The following is a 15,262-nucleotide window of genomic DNA, read 5'->3' as shown; positions in this document are numbered from 1 at the left end:
TCACACAACCACCCTACATCAACGATACAAATAGGTGATTTACTTCACAAAAAACCGTTAAAAATGAAAAATTAAACAAATTTTTAGACAAACACCGTGCCTTATATGTGACTTGTATCACAATTTACAGGGCTGTATTTGTTTTGTTTGTGTGATGTTAATCACAATTTATTTTCCCCTCTCACCAGCCACACGCATCTTATACAGAATACCTCTCTGCCCTATCGCATCGCTAAAGCGTCGGGGCACGACGCGGTTAGGGATAATTCACGCCAGTTATTCCTCTGAGTGCATTCATTAAATTCTGCTGCTGTAGAGGTAACGCTGCCACCATGCTGTTATATTGCGCCACCTGTTGCGGCGTACGGAATTGCACAGACGCGCCATTAAACACCGCCTGATCGCCCTGAGCCTGAAGGAAATCACCGATCTGGATCAGGCTCTGTGCGAAGGCAATCGCATTCGGAATAGCGGGTAGCAGCGCATTGGTGGGCTGTATTACCGTGCGTGCATACAACCGCTCATAGGGTATTTGCACTTCTTCGGGCTGTTTTAGCAGCCGATGGGCGTTGTCCGCCTGCACTTTCGCCGCCTGCACATGCTGGCTCAACAGGTTCATTGCCCCGATAGATTGGCGAAGATCATCACGCTGCGTCAGATAGTCTTTAGGAACACGAATTCGGGAAATTTGCCCCAGCATCGGCGTTAAACTGCCGGATACCGCCTGATTAAACTGCTGAGAAAAAGTAGTTAACATCGCGTAATCGTTGGTGAAATTGCCAAAATTATTTTTCTGCTCTTCCGTCAATGTCGGCAGCGTCCCATCCTGCTGCGACTGCACGCTTTGCAGGAATGCAACGAATGCCTTCCGCTGATCGGCTTCGCTGTCACCACAGGCAGCCAGCTGCAATGCCGCCAGAATAACCAGAACTGGCAGCAGCCAGCGTGAACGGTACGTCATTAGCCTTCTCATTCCCTACTCCCGTTATGCTTACTGCCCCGCCAATCGTGCTTTTTTCAAACCAAAACACGCTGACGACGGATTTTCCATGACAAGATTTTCTACGACATAAGCATAGTCGAATCAGGCTGGCTGTGCAGGAAAGGGCCAATCTCGACGGTCAAGAGAAATAAAAGCCAGTATGGTTATTGTTTAATCAGAAACATATTATTAAAATTGCGTTTCATCCCGCATTTTTATCCGAATAATAAGGAACGCCCAAAAGGTGAGGCTACTCGACAACATGAAAAAATAGATTTCCAAACAAAACTATTATCAAGGTAATGAATGTGCAATTTACTACCTTAAATAAAAAGTGATTCTTTTAGCACGATATTTTTATCTTATTTTTAACAAACGGACAATTTGACTACTCTATGCTTAGTATATTACCCCTTGACACATGGTTTTTTATTGCTGTAATCCTTGCCTACTTCATTTATAGCAACTGGAATTTTACCGAGAAGAAAGCCCATGAGTCACCAGGGATCCTTATTACTATAGGAATATTGGCAACCTTCCTTGGGATTGCGTTAGGCTTGGCATCATTCGATATGAATGATGTGGAAAATAGCTTACCTACGCTGATTAATGGAATCAAAACTGCATTTTGGGCCTCTTTTGTGGGTGTTGCTTGCGCATTAATTATAAAATGGCGCTATGCGTTTCGTGGTGTAAGGACAAAAAACAACCAACCGATACCCACTGATTCAACAATTGACGATATTGTTCAACACCTACAGTTTTCTACAGAATCGATTAAACTATTACACTCTACTACAGAGAAAAATAGTATTTCTCTGCTAGCAGAGCTACAAAAAATGAGCAGCAATCAAAGTACTCAACTGACCAATATACATAACGCATTTACTGAGTTTGCAAAAAATCAAACTGAAAACAACTCAAAAGCATTAATTGAAGCGTTAAAAGAAGTTATTCATGATTTTAATGAAAAAATTGGTGAGCAATTTGGTGATAATTTCAAACAGCTAAATGAAGCTGTCGGTAAAATAAATGAATGGCAACAACAATATAGCCTCCAAATGCGAGAGATGATTGAGCAACAAACTCAAACAACAGCAAATATGCAACAAGCGACCCAATCCTTTGCCGAAATCATGACACAGTCAGAATCATTTACTCAGGTTGCAAAAGATATTCATCAAACGATTGGTACAGTATCTAGTTTAGAGAAAGGTATAGAAGAGAATCTAAAACAATTGGCAGAATTAATTGAATCATCAAAAACAGGTATTCCTGAAATAGAAAGAGGAATCATGGCTATTATAGAGGATGTGAGGAACGGAGCTACAGCCTCCGCCACAGCCATTGAAAATAGTGTTTATACTGTAACGCAAACATTGGAATCATCCACAGCCGATTTTAGCAACCAGATGATAGGTAGTTCAAAAACAATGTTTGATGCTATAAGAAACCAAAATCAGGAAATGCAAAAATCTGTGCAGCAAACAGGCACAGAACTACAAGAGCAGATAACACGCCTTTCTCAAGATCTCACTAAATACATGCAGCAACACAATGAAGATGTCACAAATAATATTGTCGAACTAAACAGAAAAACAGAACAACAGGTTCAAACATTGGATGCAGCTTTAGCTGCCGCGTTGAAGAAATCTCTCGATAGCCTCGGGCAACAATTAGGGGCGCTATCCTCTAAATTTGTACAGGATTACGATCCTCTGACAGAAAAACTAAGGGATGTCGTGCGTCTATCAGAGAATTTGAGAGGATAACAAATGAATAACCCATTATTAGCTCGCCCAAAAGCAGATAAAGAGGATTTTTGGATCAGCCTGAGTGATTTAATGACCTCTCTGATGATGATATTTTTACTTATCTCTGTTGTCTATATGATAAAAGTACAGGAGATGGTGAAAATCCCATCAGTATATAAGAATACCCTACAGGGGCTTGGTCAAGCCTTACAGCATGAATTCAAGGACGATCTAAAACGTTGGCACGCAACAATCGACGAGGATCTAACAGTGCGGTTTCAAGAGCCAAATATTTTATTTACAACCAGCTCCTCTGAGCTAAAACCAGAATTTAAAAGTATCTTAGATGAGTTTATTCCCCGCTACCTCGGCATTATGACTGATAAAAAGTATATCGATAACATTGAGGAAATACGTATTGAGGGACATACATCAACGATGTGGCGAACAGGCGTAAGTGAAAACGATGCTTATTTTCATAACATGGAACTGTCTCAGTCAAGAACTCGGACAACTCTATCATATATTATGAATATGCCTGCAGTTTCAGACTCTAAAAGCACCTTAAGTTGGTTTAAAAACCACGTTCGGGCTATTGGATTTTCTTCAGCAAAACCTATTGATAAAGAAGGGAAAACGATCATATCCCCAGAGCAAATTGAAGACAGTGCGCGCTCTCAACGAGTGGAATTTCGCGTCAGGACGAATGTTGAACGCCAAGTGGCCAATATTGTTGAAAAAGGGAATAAAATATAATGGATTCGTTTCTCGTCTCTCAACTCCCCGACTTTCTTGATTCGCCAATTTTCAACAAATTACGCAATGAAATGAAAGCAGAGATTATTCCACCTATCGCTGATATAAAAATGGACGTACTTGTTCTTGAAAAAATACTTTCAACAACAGGAAAAGAAATTGATATATCAGAAATAGAAATCAATAGTGACAACACTATTATTTATAAAAATAAACGCGTTATCCTTCATATAAGGGATGTAGCATCCTACGGTGGGAAAATGAGTTTGCCAAAATATCATTTGGCAAACTGTAAAAAACTAAAAGAAATGTGGGAAAAAAATAAAAGCGGAAGATACGTTGCAGCCACTCGTAGTGATGGAATTTTCACAATAAAGTCACAAAATACTGATAAAACGGAGTGGATCACCAGCGAGGAAAAATTAGATGTGTGTAAATGTTGTCTCGACACCTTAAATTGGAAAAATTACTCAAAGGAATATCGAGAGAAAGATAATATTTTCTCGACTTTTGACCTGAAGGAATTTTTCAGCGTTTATCCAAACTCAGCTACGACGTATAATGCCGAACATAATGACATTACTGCTCCGATTAATGATTACTCAAAAAATTTCCAGATAATATCAAAACAATATCGAGAGTCAGTTAATTGGCAATGTGAAATTTGCAACATAAGTCTTGAACGTAAAAATTTAAATCAATTTTTACACGTCCACCACCGCGATAGGCAAAAGAATAATAATAAGAAAGACAACCTACAGGCGCTTTGTATCGAATGTCATTCAAATCAGGATGATCATGGACATATGAAAAACAGTCTCCAGCTAATGTCATTTATTAAAATAAAAAAGGATATGGTCTCTGCAGCAAACTCAAGTTAAACAATCTTTCCCCAGACTCGCTTTTCAGGCCGGGGGAAAGATTACGGTAACCTCGTTATTGCAGAACAGAAATATCCGCAACCTGCAAGAACAGTTCGCGCAGTTGGCTCAGCAGCGTCAGGCGGTTCACTCGAACCTGCTCATCTTCCGCCATGACCATCACCTGATCGAAGAACGCATCGACAGGCTCACGCAGTGAGGCCAGCTCAACCAGCGCTTCCTGATAGCGACCTTCAGCAAACAGCGGCGTCAGTTTGTCGCGCAGCACGACAAGGTGCGTGGCCAGCGTAATTTCCGCCGCGTCTTTCAATACGGCAGCATTGACGCTCTCGTTCAGCGTATCGGTAGACTTCGCCAGAATGTTGGAAACACGCTTATTAGCCGCTGCCAGCGCCGCGGCGGCATCCAGCGAACGGAAGTGGCTGACGGCTTTGACGCGGGCATCGAAATCAGCCGGACGGGTAGGACGACGCGCCAATACCGCCTGAATGGTATCCACGCTGTGGCCTTCTTCCTGATACCAGGCGCGGAAGCGGCCGAGCATGAACTCAATCACGTCATCCACAACTTTGGCGTTAGACAGCTTATCACCATACAAACGCACCGCTTCTTCGGTCAGCATCTGCAAATCGAGCGGCAGACGTTTCTCGACGATGATGCGCAGCACACCGAGGGCGGCACGACGCAGCGCAAACGGGTCTTTGTCGCCTTTCGGGTGTTGGCCGATGCCAAAAATCCCTGCCAGTGAATCCATCTTGTCAGCAATTGCCAGCGCGCACGCCACCGCAGAAGACGGCAGTTCGTCACCCGCAAAACGCGGCTGATACTGCTCATTCAACGCAACGGCAACATCTTCCGCTTCGCCATCATGACGCGCATAGTGCATCCCCATCACGCCCTGCGTGTCGGTGAATTCGAACACCATGTTGGTCATCAGGTCACACTTCGACAGCAGACCAGCACGCTTTGCGTGATCCACATCGGCACCAATCTGGCCAGCAACCCAGCCAGCCAGCGCCTGAATACGGTCAGTTTTGTCGCGCAATGAACCTAACTGCTGCTGGAACAAGACGGTTTCCAGACGCGGCAGGTGATCTTCCAAACGCTTCTTACGGTCGGTATTGAAGAAGAATTCGGCGTCAGCCAGACGCGGGCGCACCACTTTTTCGTTACCGGAAATAATCTGCTGTGGATCTTTGGACTCGATATTGGCAACAAAGATGAAGTTAGGCAGCAGATTGCCGCTGTTGTCGTAAACCGGGAAATACTTCTGGTCACCTTTCATGGTGTAAACCAGCGCTTCGGACGGCACAGCGAGGAATTTTTCTTCAAATTTCGCGGTCAGCACCACTGGCCATTCCACCAGCGAGGTGACTTCTTCCAGCAGGCTGTCGCTCAGATCGGCATTACCGCCAATCTTGCGTGCGGCGTCTTCTGCATCGGCTTTGATTTTCGCTTTACGCGCATCGTAGTCGGCAACGACTTTACCGCGCTCCAGCAGAATCTGCGGATACTGTTCGGCGTTATCGATCGTAAATTCAGCTTCACCCATAAAACGGTGGCCGCGAAGAGTACGAGCGGAATCGATACCCAATACCTGACCGGGGATCAGTTCTTCACCCAGCAGCATGGTTACCGTGTGCACCGGACGCACAAACTGCGTTTCTTTGTCGCTCCAGCGCATCAATTTTGGAATCGGCAGCTTCGATAATGCAGTGCTTACCATGCCAGCCAGCAGCGCCTGCGCCTGCTCGCCTTTCGCGTGGGCGCGATACAGCAGCCACTCGCCTTTGTCGGTCGTCAAACGTTCAGCTTGCTCAACGGTGATACCACAGCCACGCGCCCAGCCTTCTGCTGCTTTGGTCGGTTTGCCTTCAGGATCAAACGCTTGTGAGATCGCCGGACCACGTTTTTCTACTTCACGATCGGGCTGAGACGCGCTTAAGCGTGCCACTTTCAGCGCCAAACGGCGCGGCGCGGCAAACCAGCTTACGTCACCGTGTGCCAGATTGGCGGCATCCAGCTCTGCCGTGAAATTCGCGGAAAAGGATTCTGCCAGATTACGGAGAGCCTTCGGCGGCAGCTCTTCCGTGCCAATTTCCACCAGAAAAGTCTTGTCAGTCATCGCTGCCTCTTAGCTCTCTTTCTTATTACACATCGGGAAGCCCAGCGCCTCACGCGAGGCATAGTAGGCTTCCGCAACCGCTTTGGTCAGGGTACGGATACGCAGAATGTAGCGCTGGCGTTCGGTAACCGAGATTGCTTTACGCGCATCCAGCAGGTTAAAGCTGTGCGCCGCTTTCAGAATGCGTTCGTAAGCCGGTAAAGGCAGCGGTTTTTCCAGCGCCAGCAGGTGCTGCGCTTCTTTCTCATATTGCTCGAAGCAACTGAACAGAAAATCGACATCAGCGTGTTCAAAGTTGTAGGTCGATTGCTCGACTTCGTTTTGATGGAACACGTCGCCGTAGGTGGTTTTCCCTAACGGGCCGTCGCTCCAGACCAAATCGTAAACGCTATCAACGCCCTGAATGTACATCGCCAGACGTTCCAGACCGTAGGTGATCTCGCCCGTCACCGGTTTACATTCCAAACCGCCAACCTGCTGGAAGTAGGTAAACTGCGTGACTTCCATACCGTTCAGCCAGACTTCCCAGCCCAGGCCCCATGCGCCCAGCGTCGGGTTTTCCCAGTTGTCTTCCACGAAGCGGATATCGTGAATGGTCGGATCCATGCCCAGCTCTTTCAGAGAACCAAGATACAGCTCCTGAATATTGTCCGGTGATGGCTTAATGACGACCTGAAACTGGTAATAGTGCTGTAAGCGGTTCGGGTTTTCACCGTAGCGCCCATCGGTCGGGCGACGAGAAGGCTGCACATAGGCGGCAGCCATCGGCTCCGGTCCCAGTGCCCGCAGGCAGGTCATAGGATGTGAAGTGCCTGCGCCGACTTCCATGTCCAATGGTTGAACAATGGTGCAGCCCTGGCGAGCCCAATAATCCTGTAACGTCAGGATCAGGCCCTGGAAGGTCTTGGTATCAAACTTTTGCATGTTGGATTCGCGCGCGATACAAGTGGATTTATAAGGAATGCGCCAGTATACCCTCTGACCGCAAGATATACAGCCAGAATGCGGCAACAAGTGCAAATCCCCCGTCATCATCTTTCAAATTTCAGGATCAGCCTGAAAAAACGGTCTGCAACATCTTCAGGCTCAGCAACAACAGCAGCGCGGCAAAGGCCTTTTTCAGCGTCGCCACGGGCAGACGGTGCGCCAGACGAGCACCAACGGGCGCGGTGAAGAAGCTGACGGCAGAAATCAAGAGAACCGCAGGCAGAGACACATAGCCGACGCTGTAGTCAGGTAATCCCGTCGCCGACCAGCCGTTAATCATGTAGCCCAGCGCACCGGAAAGGGCAATCGGTAACCCAACTGCTGCGGAGGTGCCAATCGCCTGCTGAATACGGACGTTACACCACGTCAGGAACGGCACCGTGAGCGACCCACCGCCGATAGCCACCAGCGCCGAAATACTGCCAATCACCAATCCCGCCAGCGAAACGCCTGCCGTACCGGGCAACTGGCGCTGCGGTTTTGGTTTGATATTCAGCACCATTTGCAGCGAAACGTAGGCCATAAAGCAGGAAAAAAAGATCGCCAGCGCCCGCGTCGGTAACAGCGTCGCCAGCCAGGTAGCCGCGAATGTCCCGATCAGGATGGCAGGTGTAATCCGCAACACCACAGGCCAAAGCACCGCCTGATGCTGATGATGCGTACGCAGGCTGGAAATTGCCGTGACGACGATGGCCGCCATTGACGTGCCTAACGCCAGATGCACCAAATGCGTATTCTCCACGCCCTGTGCAGCAAACAGCGCCGTCAGTACTGGCACCATAATGCCGCCGCCACCAATGCCCAATAACCCCGCCATGAAACCAACTACCGCGCCTAATGCCAGATAGGCTGCTACCCACTCTACTGCCATTCCCTGTACTCCTGTCTCTGTCTATACCCGTCATACTTCAAGTTGCCTGTGCGTTGGTTGCCCTTACGCGCTCAGACGCTGCGGATGCGTGTAGATAGTCGCATGTCCCGGCCGACAAAAACCGACCAGTGTCAGGTTGCAGCGCTGTGCGACCTCTACGGCCAGTGAGGTGGCCGCTGAGGCAGCAAACAGGATTTCCACGCCGCACATGGCGGATTTTTGGACCATCTCATAGCTGGCCCGGCTGGAAACCAGCGCTGCGCCTTGCTGCCACCCTTGTTTCGCTCGGGTACCTAGCAGCTTATCCAGTGCGACATGGCGGCCGACGTCTTCACTCCCCCCAGACAGCGTGCCGTCTGGCGCGACCCAGCTTGCGGCGTGAGTGCAACCCGTCACTTGACCGATCTTCTGCACATCGCGCAGCCGCAGCAGCGCGTTTTCAAGTTTGCTAAGGGAAAATGTCTGCGTGAAGGGCAGCGGTGCGATCGATTTGCCGATCTCTGCGAGCTGTTCTACGCCACATACGCCGCAGCCTGTACGGCCATCCATCGCCCGGCGGCGTTCTTTTAGCCCAGCGAAGCGTCGGCTCGAAAGCTCAATCTGTACTTCGATGCCGTTACAGGCGGTCTGTACATCAATGCCGTAGATATCTGCCGATGATTGAATAATACCTTCAGATAAGGAAAACCCGAGTGCGAACTGCTCCAGTTCCTTCGGTGAGGCCATCATGACGACATGCGATATGCCGTTATAAACCAATGCAACGGGCACTTCTTCCGCCAGCCAGTCAGACTGCGGCTGATGCAGCGAATCGGGATGATAGACTGAATGTTGCGTTGCGCCTTCAAGGGCGGCATCCGCTGGTAAATGAACCCCTTCCACCTGAAATACCTGCATGTTAGTCACCCTGGAAATTAAAAGTATTATACCCGTCATACTTCAAGTTGCATGTGCGTTGGCTGCGTTTAGTCACCCGAATCACTTACTTGAGTAAGCTCATCGGGATTCCTTCTCTTGCCGCCTTCCTGAAACTCGAATTATTTAGGGTATATTTCACCGCACCTGAAGGGATGCGACTTTTTCTCGCAAGAAACTGTGCGTCAACTCGAAGAGTTGCCTTCTTCTCTGGCCGAATGCTGTCGCTAATCCCATACCCCGTATAGGCTTAATGTAACGGCTTACTGTTTACCTCTTTTTTCACTGCGGCCTGGCCGCTCACTCGGAAATGAAAAGGAGACTGAAATGGCGCACGATCATCTCGAAGGCCGATCCGCATCTGGCGAATATGGCTCTCTCAATCTGAAAAAACGCTATGACAATTTTATCGGCGGAGCTTGGGTACCACCTGACGCTGGTCAGTATTTTGTCAATTTGACGCCAGTAACGGGCCAGCCGTTGTGTGAAGTGGCCAGTTCGTCAACGCGAGATATTGACCACGCGCTGGATGCCGCTCACAAGGCAAAAGCGGAGTGGGGTGGCCTGTCGGTGCAACAACGCGCGTTGGTGCTTAACCGAATCGCCGACCGGATGGAGCAAAATCTTGAGCTGCTGGCACAGGTGGAAACCTGGGATAACGGTAAACCGATACGCGAAACTAGCGGGGCAGACGTACCGCTGGCGATTGACCACTTTCGCTATTTTGCTGCCTGCATCCGCGCGCAAGAAGGGGGGATTAGCGAAATTGATGGTGATACCGTGGCCTATCATTTTCATGAGCCTCTCGGCGTTGTCGGACAAATTATTCCCTGGAATTTCCCGCTGCTCATGGCCTGTTGGAAGATGGCACCCGCGCTGGCTGCCGGTAACTGTATCGTGCTGAAACCCGCCAAACTGACGCCGATGTCGGTGTTGATTTTGATGGAACTGATTCAGGATCTGCTGCCGCCCGGTGTCATCAATGTTGTTAATGGGTCGGGCAGCGAAATTGGTGAATATCTGGCGACATCGAAACGCGTTGCGAAAGTGGCATTCACCGGATCGACCGAGGTGGGTCAGCAGATCATGAGCTATGCGGCGCAGAACGTGACGCCGGTAACGCTGGAACTGGGCGGCAAATCGCCGAACATCTTTTTTGCCGATGTGATGGACAAGGAAGACAGCTTCTTTGACAAGGTGCTCGAAGGTTTCACGCTGTTTGCCTTCAATCAGGGAGAGGTCTGCACCTGTCCGAGCCGTGCGCTGGTGCAGGAATCTATCTATGATCGCTTTATGGAACGGGCAATCAAGCGCGTTGAGGCGATCCGCATCGGTAACCCACTGGATAGCAAAACCATGATGGGCGCGCAGGTGTCCGCAGGTCAGCTTGACACCATCCTTAACTACATTGATATCGGTAAGAAAGAGGGCGCACGCGTGCTCACGGGCGGCCAACGCAAGGTGATGCCGGGCGGGCTGGCTGAAGGATACTATCTGGAGCCGACGATCTTGTTCGGTAAAAATAGTATGCGCGTCTTTCAGGAGGAAATTTTCGGACCGGTGCTGGCGGTCACGACCTTCAAAACGATGGATGACGCACTGGAGATCGCTAACGATACGGAATACGGCTTGGGCGCTGGCGTGTGGAGCCGTAACGGCAATATCGCCTACCGGATGGGGCGCGGTATTCAGGCTGGACGCGTCTGGACCAACTGTTATCACGCCTATCCGGCGCATGCGGCATTTGGGGGTTACAAGCAGTCCGGTATCGGGCGTGAAAACCATAAAATGATGCTGGAACACTACCAGCAAACCAAGTGCCTCTTGGTGAGTTACTCTGATAAGCCGATGGGGCTGTTCTAACAACACACTCCGTAAAATCCTGCGCGCTTGCCACTAGGGTAAGCGCGTATAACGTAAATTCATGCGGGTTTCCCGTATGAATCCGCCCTTATCACTCAGATTTTCCCGATTGTTGAGCGCTAGTTGTGGATAATGGCTGGTTGTTAATAATCGATTGTGCTGGCATTTAACAACGGCTACGCTGTTTTGAATAGCGCTTTTCTTTCAAGAGGTTGTGCATGACGGATAAGATCGGCTGGATTGATAATCTGCGGGCACTGGCCTGTATGATGGTCGTTCTGATTCATAGCACAACGTATTATATTACCGCGGGCGGCACGCCGGGCGATGGACATTGGGATGTGGCGAATATCCTGAACTCTGCTTCGCGCGTCTGCGTTCCGCTGTTTTTCATGATCTCGGGCTATTTATTCTTTGGTGAACGTTGCGCGGGGAAGAAGCATTTTCTGCGCATCGGTTTGTGTCTGCTGTTCTATAGTACGGTCGCGTTGATTTATATTGCGACGCTCACGTCGATCAATGGCCTGAATTCATTGCACCATGCGCTGCAAAAACCGATCTTTTATCACTTATGGTTTTTCTACGCGGTTATCGTGATTTACCTGCTCTCTCCCCTTATTACCATCAAGCCAGTATCGGGTAAATATGTAGCCGTCTTGATTATTTTGCTGGCCGTTGTCGCTAACCCCAATACGGGGAGGGTGGAGTTTGAAGGATTTAAAGTATTGCCTGTGAATCTCTATATTTACGGCGATACATTTTACTACGTGCTGTATGCCGCGCTGGGACGCGCGCTGGGTATGTTGGACGTGCCAAAGACCGTTGTGTTAGCGGCTATTCCCTTCTTCATTGCGTGTGTCGCGCTGGTGGCGATGGGAACGAAGCACCACACATTATTGAACGATACATTCACCCAGACGTTTTACATCTACTGTGGCCCGCTGGTATTTTTGGCTGCGGTCAGCCTTCTAGTGGTGTTTAAGCACTACTTTAGCCAGCGGATGTTACCGGGCTTTGCTACCATTTCGCGCCATTCGCTGGCGATTTACGGCTTCCACGCGTTGATCATTCACTATCTGCGTACACATGATGTGATACTGCCAGCTCATCCGGTTCTCGATATCTTCTCTGTTTTCGCCATCGCGCTGGCAGGCAGCCTGCTGCTTTCGATGGCGCTACAGAAAGTCGATGTGCGTCGCTGGGTTAGCTGACTACGGATTAATTTTTACATCAACGGCTTAAGCTGTTGGTAGAGAGCCTTAAATGTACGCCTCCGCTCGGCATAGTCGGCGTGACGCTGGGGATCCGGTTGATGAATCTGTTCCAACTGTAGCGGCGGCAAGAGTTCTGCCAGTGGCGTATGCGGATGCATGGCAATTTGCGCCAGACGCGCGGCGCCCAGCGCAGGGCCGACATCCCCTCCCGTGCGGTACGCCAGCGTTTGACCACTGATATCCGCCAGCATTTGCCGCCAGTAGGCGCTGCGTGCGCCGCCGCCAATCAGCGTAATACTCTCGGGCTTGAGCCCCGTCATATGCAGTGCATCCATGCCGTCGGCAAGCGCGAACCCTACACCTTCCAATACCGCTTTTGCCAGTTCTGGGCGTCCGTGCTGGTGGGTGAGCCCCCAGAATGCGCCTTTGGCATCGGGATTGTTGTGCGGCGTACGTTCGCCGGAAAGATAAGGCAAGAACCACACTGGCGTTATCGTGTCATCGACGGGTGTCGAAGCGATTTCCTGCAGCAGCGCGGGAACGCTCTCCGCGTGCGTCAGACGGGCGACCCAGTCGAGGCAGGATGCGGCGCTTAACATCACGGACATCAGGTGCCAGGTATTCGGCAGCGCGTGGCAGAAACTGTGGACGGCATGCTGCGGATTGCTGAGAAAGCCATCGCTGACGGCGAAGTAAACGCCGGATGTGCCGAGAGACAGCATCGCCTGACCCGTTTGATACAGCCCGACGCCAATCGCGCCTGCTGCGTTATCCCCACCGCCAGCCACGACGGGAACGGGATCCATACCCCAGCGGCTGGCGATGTCAGCTCGCAGATAGCTGGTAATCTGGCTGCCTTCATACAGCGTGGGCATATGCTTGCGGCTCAGCGCGCAGGCTTCCAGCAGGGTATCGCTCCAGTCTCTTTTGGCAACGTCTAGCCAAAGCGTTCCAGCCGCATCGGACATATCGCTGGCAAATTCCCCTGTCAGACGCCAGCGGAGATAGTCTTTCGGTAGCAGAACTTTATCGATTTGGCGGAAGATCTCGCTTTCGTTTTCTTGCACCCATTTCAGTTTGGGCGCGGTAAAGCCCAGCATCATCAGGTTGCCGGTAATCTGACGCGATGTTGGTACCTGTTGTTCCAGCGTTAGGCATTGGGCTGCGCTGCGCCCGTCATTCCAGAGGATCGCGGGTCGCAGCACATTTTGGCGTACATCCAGCAAGGTCGCCCCGTGCATTTGCCCGGTCAGCCCCAGCGCTTTCACGGCACGAAGGCTATGTGCTGCCGCCAACCCGTGTAATGCCTGGTCGGTTGCCTGCCACCACTCTTCAGGTGCTTGCTCCGACCAGAGCGGATGCGGACGGGAAATGCTCAGCGCGGCGCTATGGCTAGCAATCACCTTGCCTGCTTCATCCAGCAGGATAGCTTTCACACCGGACGTACCCAGATCAATACCGATATACATAGTGGCTCCTGATAAGCCTCTGCTCTGTCGCAGGAGGTGAGCGTACCGTTTTAGCCAAATAGGTGGCGGTTGACCAGATTTTCCAGCAATTCCTGCTGGCCACTCTGGTGTTGTGGTGCCAGTTGATGGCTTTCCGCATACCGAGCAAGCGATTCCAGCGAGGCCTTACCTTGCAGGATTTGCTGACCTAGTTCCCCGTTCCAGCCCGCATAGCGTTTAGCGACTAGCTGATTGAGCTTATCATCTTCAATCATTCTGGCGGCAGCCTTGAGCGCGAGTGCCATCGTATCCATCGCGCCGATATGCGCATGGAAAAGGTCATAGCGATCGGTACTCTGGCGGCGAACTTTGGCATCAAAGTTCAGGCCACCCGTTGTGAAGCCACCCGCTTTGAGAATTTCGTACATGATTAGCGCGTTCTCTTCCACGCTGTTAGGGAACTGATCGGTGTCCCAGCCGAGCTGCGGATCGCCGCGGTTCGCATCGACAGATCCGAAAATGCCCAGCGCGACAGCGGTGGCGATTTCATGATGGAAGGAATGGCCTGCCAGCGTAGCGTGGTTGGCTTCCACGTTGACTTTAATCTCTTTTTCCAGCCCAAACTGCTTCAGGAAGCCATAAACGGTGGCGACATCATAGTCGTACTGATGTTTGGTCGGTTCCTGCGGCTTCGGTTCGATGAGCAGTGTGCCCTGAAAGCCGATTTTGTGTTTATGCTCGACGACCATCTGCATGAAGCGGCCGATTTGTTCACGTTCCTGACGCAGGTCGGTATTGAGCAGGGTTTCATATCCCTCACGCCCGCCCCACAGCACATAGTTTTCGCCACCCAGTTTTTGGGTCGCGTTCATGGCGGTGAACACCTGCGTGGCGGCCCACGCAAAGACGTCTGGGTCAGGATTGGTGGCTGCGCCTGCGCCGTAGCGGGGATGGGTGAAGCAGTTCGCGGTGCCCCACAGCAGCTTTACACCGCTATCCTGTTGTTTTTCAGCCAGCACATCGGTAATGACCGCAAAGTTATGCAGATACTCTTTCAGTGAATTCCCTTCTGGCGCGACATCGACATCATGAAAGCAGTAGTAAGGCACGCTGAGCTTTTGAAAGAATTCGAATGCGATATCCGCCTTGCGCTTTGCCAACTCCAGCGCGTCGCCTGACTGCTGCCACGGGCGGGCAAAGGAGCCGACGCCGAACATATCCGCGCCGTTCCAGCAGAACGTGTGCCAATACGCGACGGCAAAACGCAAATGATCTGCCATACGTTTACCGAGTATTTCCTGATCGGGGTTGTAGTGACGAAAGGCGAAGGAATTGTTGCTTTGGCTACCTTCATAACGGACTTTTTCGATCTGTTCAAAATAGGCTTGCATCGTTAACTCCTTAGAAACCACCCAGACGGAAGAGACGGGAATGTGATTAATTTTCGGAGTGGATGAGTATTTCCT

At 50.4% G+C, this 15,262-nt stretch carries 12 protein-coding genes; 5 read left to right on the top strand and 7 right to left on the bottom strand.

Going from position 1 to position 15,262, the window contains the following annotated elements:
* Positions 1-256 precede the first annotated feature (256 nt).
* Entirely contained in the window at positions 257-961 is a 705-nt protein-coding gene (locus DMB82_RS19910; RefSeq protein ID WP_102118752.1) for a DUF3053 domain-containing protein, read from the bottom strand.
* Positions 962-1,377: 416 nt separating this feature from the next.
* Here DMB82_RS19910 and DMB82_RS19905 point away from each other — a divergent pair, with 416 nt between their 5' ends.
* Genes DMB82_RS19905 through DMB82_RS19895 form a run of 3 tightly spaced genes read left to right on the top strand, consistent with a single transcriptional unit; the run spans position 1,378 to position 4,373 of the window.
* A complete protein-coding gene (locus DMB82_RS19905; RefSeq protein WP_116163893.1) occupies positions 1,378-2,754 on the top strand; it encodes a hypothetical protein in 1,377 nt (458 codons plus the stop codon).
* 3 nt (positions 2,755-2,757) lie between these two features.
* Entirely contained in the window at positions 2,758-3,492 is a 735-nt protein-coding gene (locus DMB82_RS19900; protein WP_102119564.1) for an OmpA/MotB family protein, read from the top strand.
* A complete protein-coding gene (locus DMB82_RS19895) occupies positions 3,492-4,373 on the top strand; it encodes an HNH endonuclease family protein (protein ID WP_116163895.1) in 882 nt (293 codons plus the stop codon). Before DMB82_RS19900 ends, DMB82_RS19895 begins: the two co-directional genes overlap by 1 nt.
* Positions 4,374-4,428: 55 nt before the next feature.
* Here DMB82_RS19895 and glyS read toward each other — a convergent pair whose 3' ends face one another.
* From glyS to fdhD, 4 genes are all read right to left on the bottom strand, one after another.
* On the bottom strand, positions 4,429-6,498 hold the full coding sequence (gene glyS, locus DMB82_RS19890; RefSeq protein WP_116163897.1) for a glycine--tRNA ligase subunit beta: 2,070 nt from the start codon (positions 6,496-6,498) through the stop codon (positions 4,429-4,431).
* Between the two features lie 9 nt (positions 6,499-6,507).
* A complete protein-coding gene (gene glyQ, locus DMB82_RS19885) occupies positions 6,508-7,422 on the bottom strand; it encodes a glycine--tRNA ligase subunit alpha (RefSeq protein ID WP_010286428.1) in 915 nt (304 codons plus the stop codon).
* A gap of 127 nt (positions 7,423-7,549) precedes the next feature.
* Positions 7,550-8,356 carry a sulfite exporter TauE/SafE family protein gene (locus DMB82_RS19880; protein WP_102119567.1) on the bottom strand — a complete coding sequence of 269 codons (807 nt, stop codon included), beginning with the start codon at positions 8,354-8,356 and terminating at the stop codon, positions 7,550-7,552.
* A 63-nt stretch (positions 8,357-8,419) separates the two neighbouring features.
* Positions 8,420-9,253 (bottom strand): formate dehydrogenase accessory sulfurtransferase FdhD, encoded by an 834-nt coding sequence (gene fdhD, locus DMB82_RS19875; protein ID WP_102119568.1) that lies wholly within the window; start codon positions 9,251-9,253, stop codon positions 8,420-8,422.
* 345 nt (positions 9,254-9,598) lie between these two features.
* Between fdhD and exaC the strand changes: the two genes are divergently transcribed.
* On the top strand, positions 9,599-11,134 hold the full coding sequence (exaC, locus tag DMB82_RS19870; protein WP_102117060.1) for an acetaldehyde dehydrogenase ExaC: 1,536 nt from the start codon (positions 9,599-9,601) through the stop codon (positions 11,132-11,134).
* 218 nt (positions 11,135-11,352) lie between these two features.
* The gene (locus DMB82_RS19865) at positions 11,353-12,345 is read left to right on the top strand and encodes an acyltransferase (protein ID WP_102117059.1); all 993 of its coding nucleotides are present in this window, start codon (positions 11,353-11,355) and stop codon (positions 12,343-12,345) included.
* Positions 12,346-12,359: 14 nt separating this feature from the next.
* Here the strand turns inward: DMB82_RS19865 and xylB are convergent, their stop codons facing one another.
* Together xylB and xylA are read right to left on the bottom strand one after the other, a co-directional pair.
* Positions 12,360-13,817: a xylulokinase gene (xylB, locus tag DMB82_RS19860; protein WP_116162863.1), complete on the bottom strand. Its 1,458-nt coding sequence runs from the start codon at positions 13,815-13,817 to the stop codon at positions 12,360-12,362.
* Between the two features lie 50 nt (positions 13,818-13,867).
* A complete protein-coding gene (xylA, locus tag DMB82_RS19855; protein ID WP_039284980.1) occupies positions 13,868-15,187 on the bottom strand; it encodes a xylose isomerase in 1,320 nt (439 codons plus the stop codon).
* Positions 15,188-15,262: the final 75 nt, after the last annotated feature.

It is taken from the genome of Pectobacterium aquaticum (genome assembly GCF_003382565.3).
Lineage (GTDB): Bacteria > Pseudomonadota > Gammaproteobacteria > Enterobacterales > Enterobacteriaceae > Pectobacterium > Pectobacterium aquaticum.
Note: the sequence above shows the minus strand (reverse complement) of the source record. Positions and strands in the feature narration are given on the sequence as shown.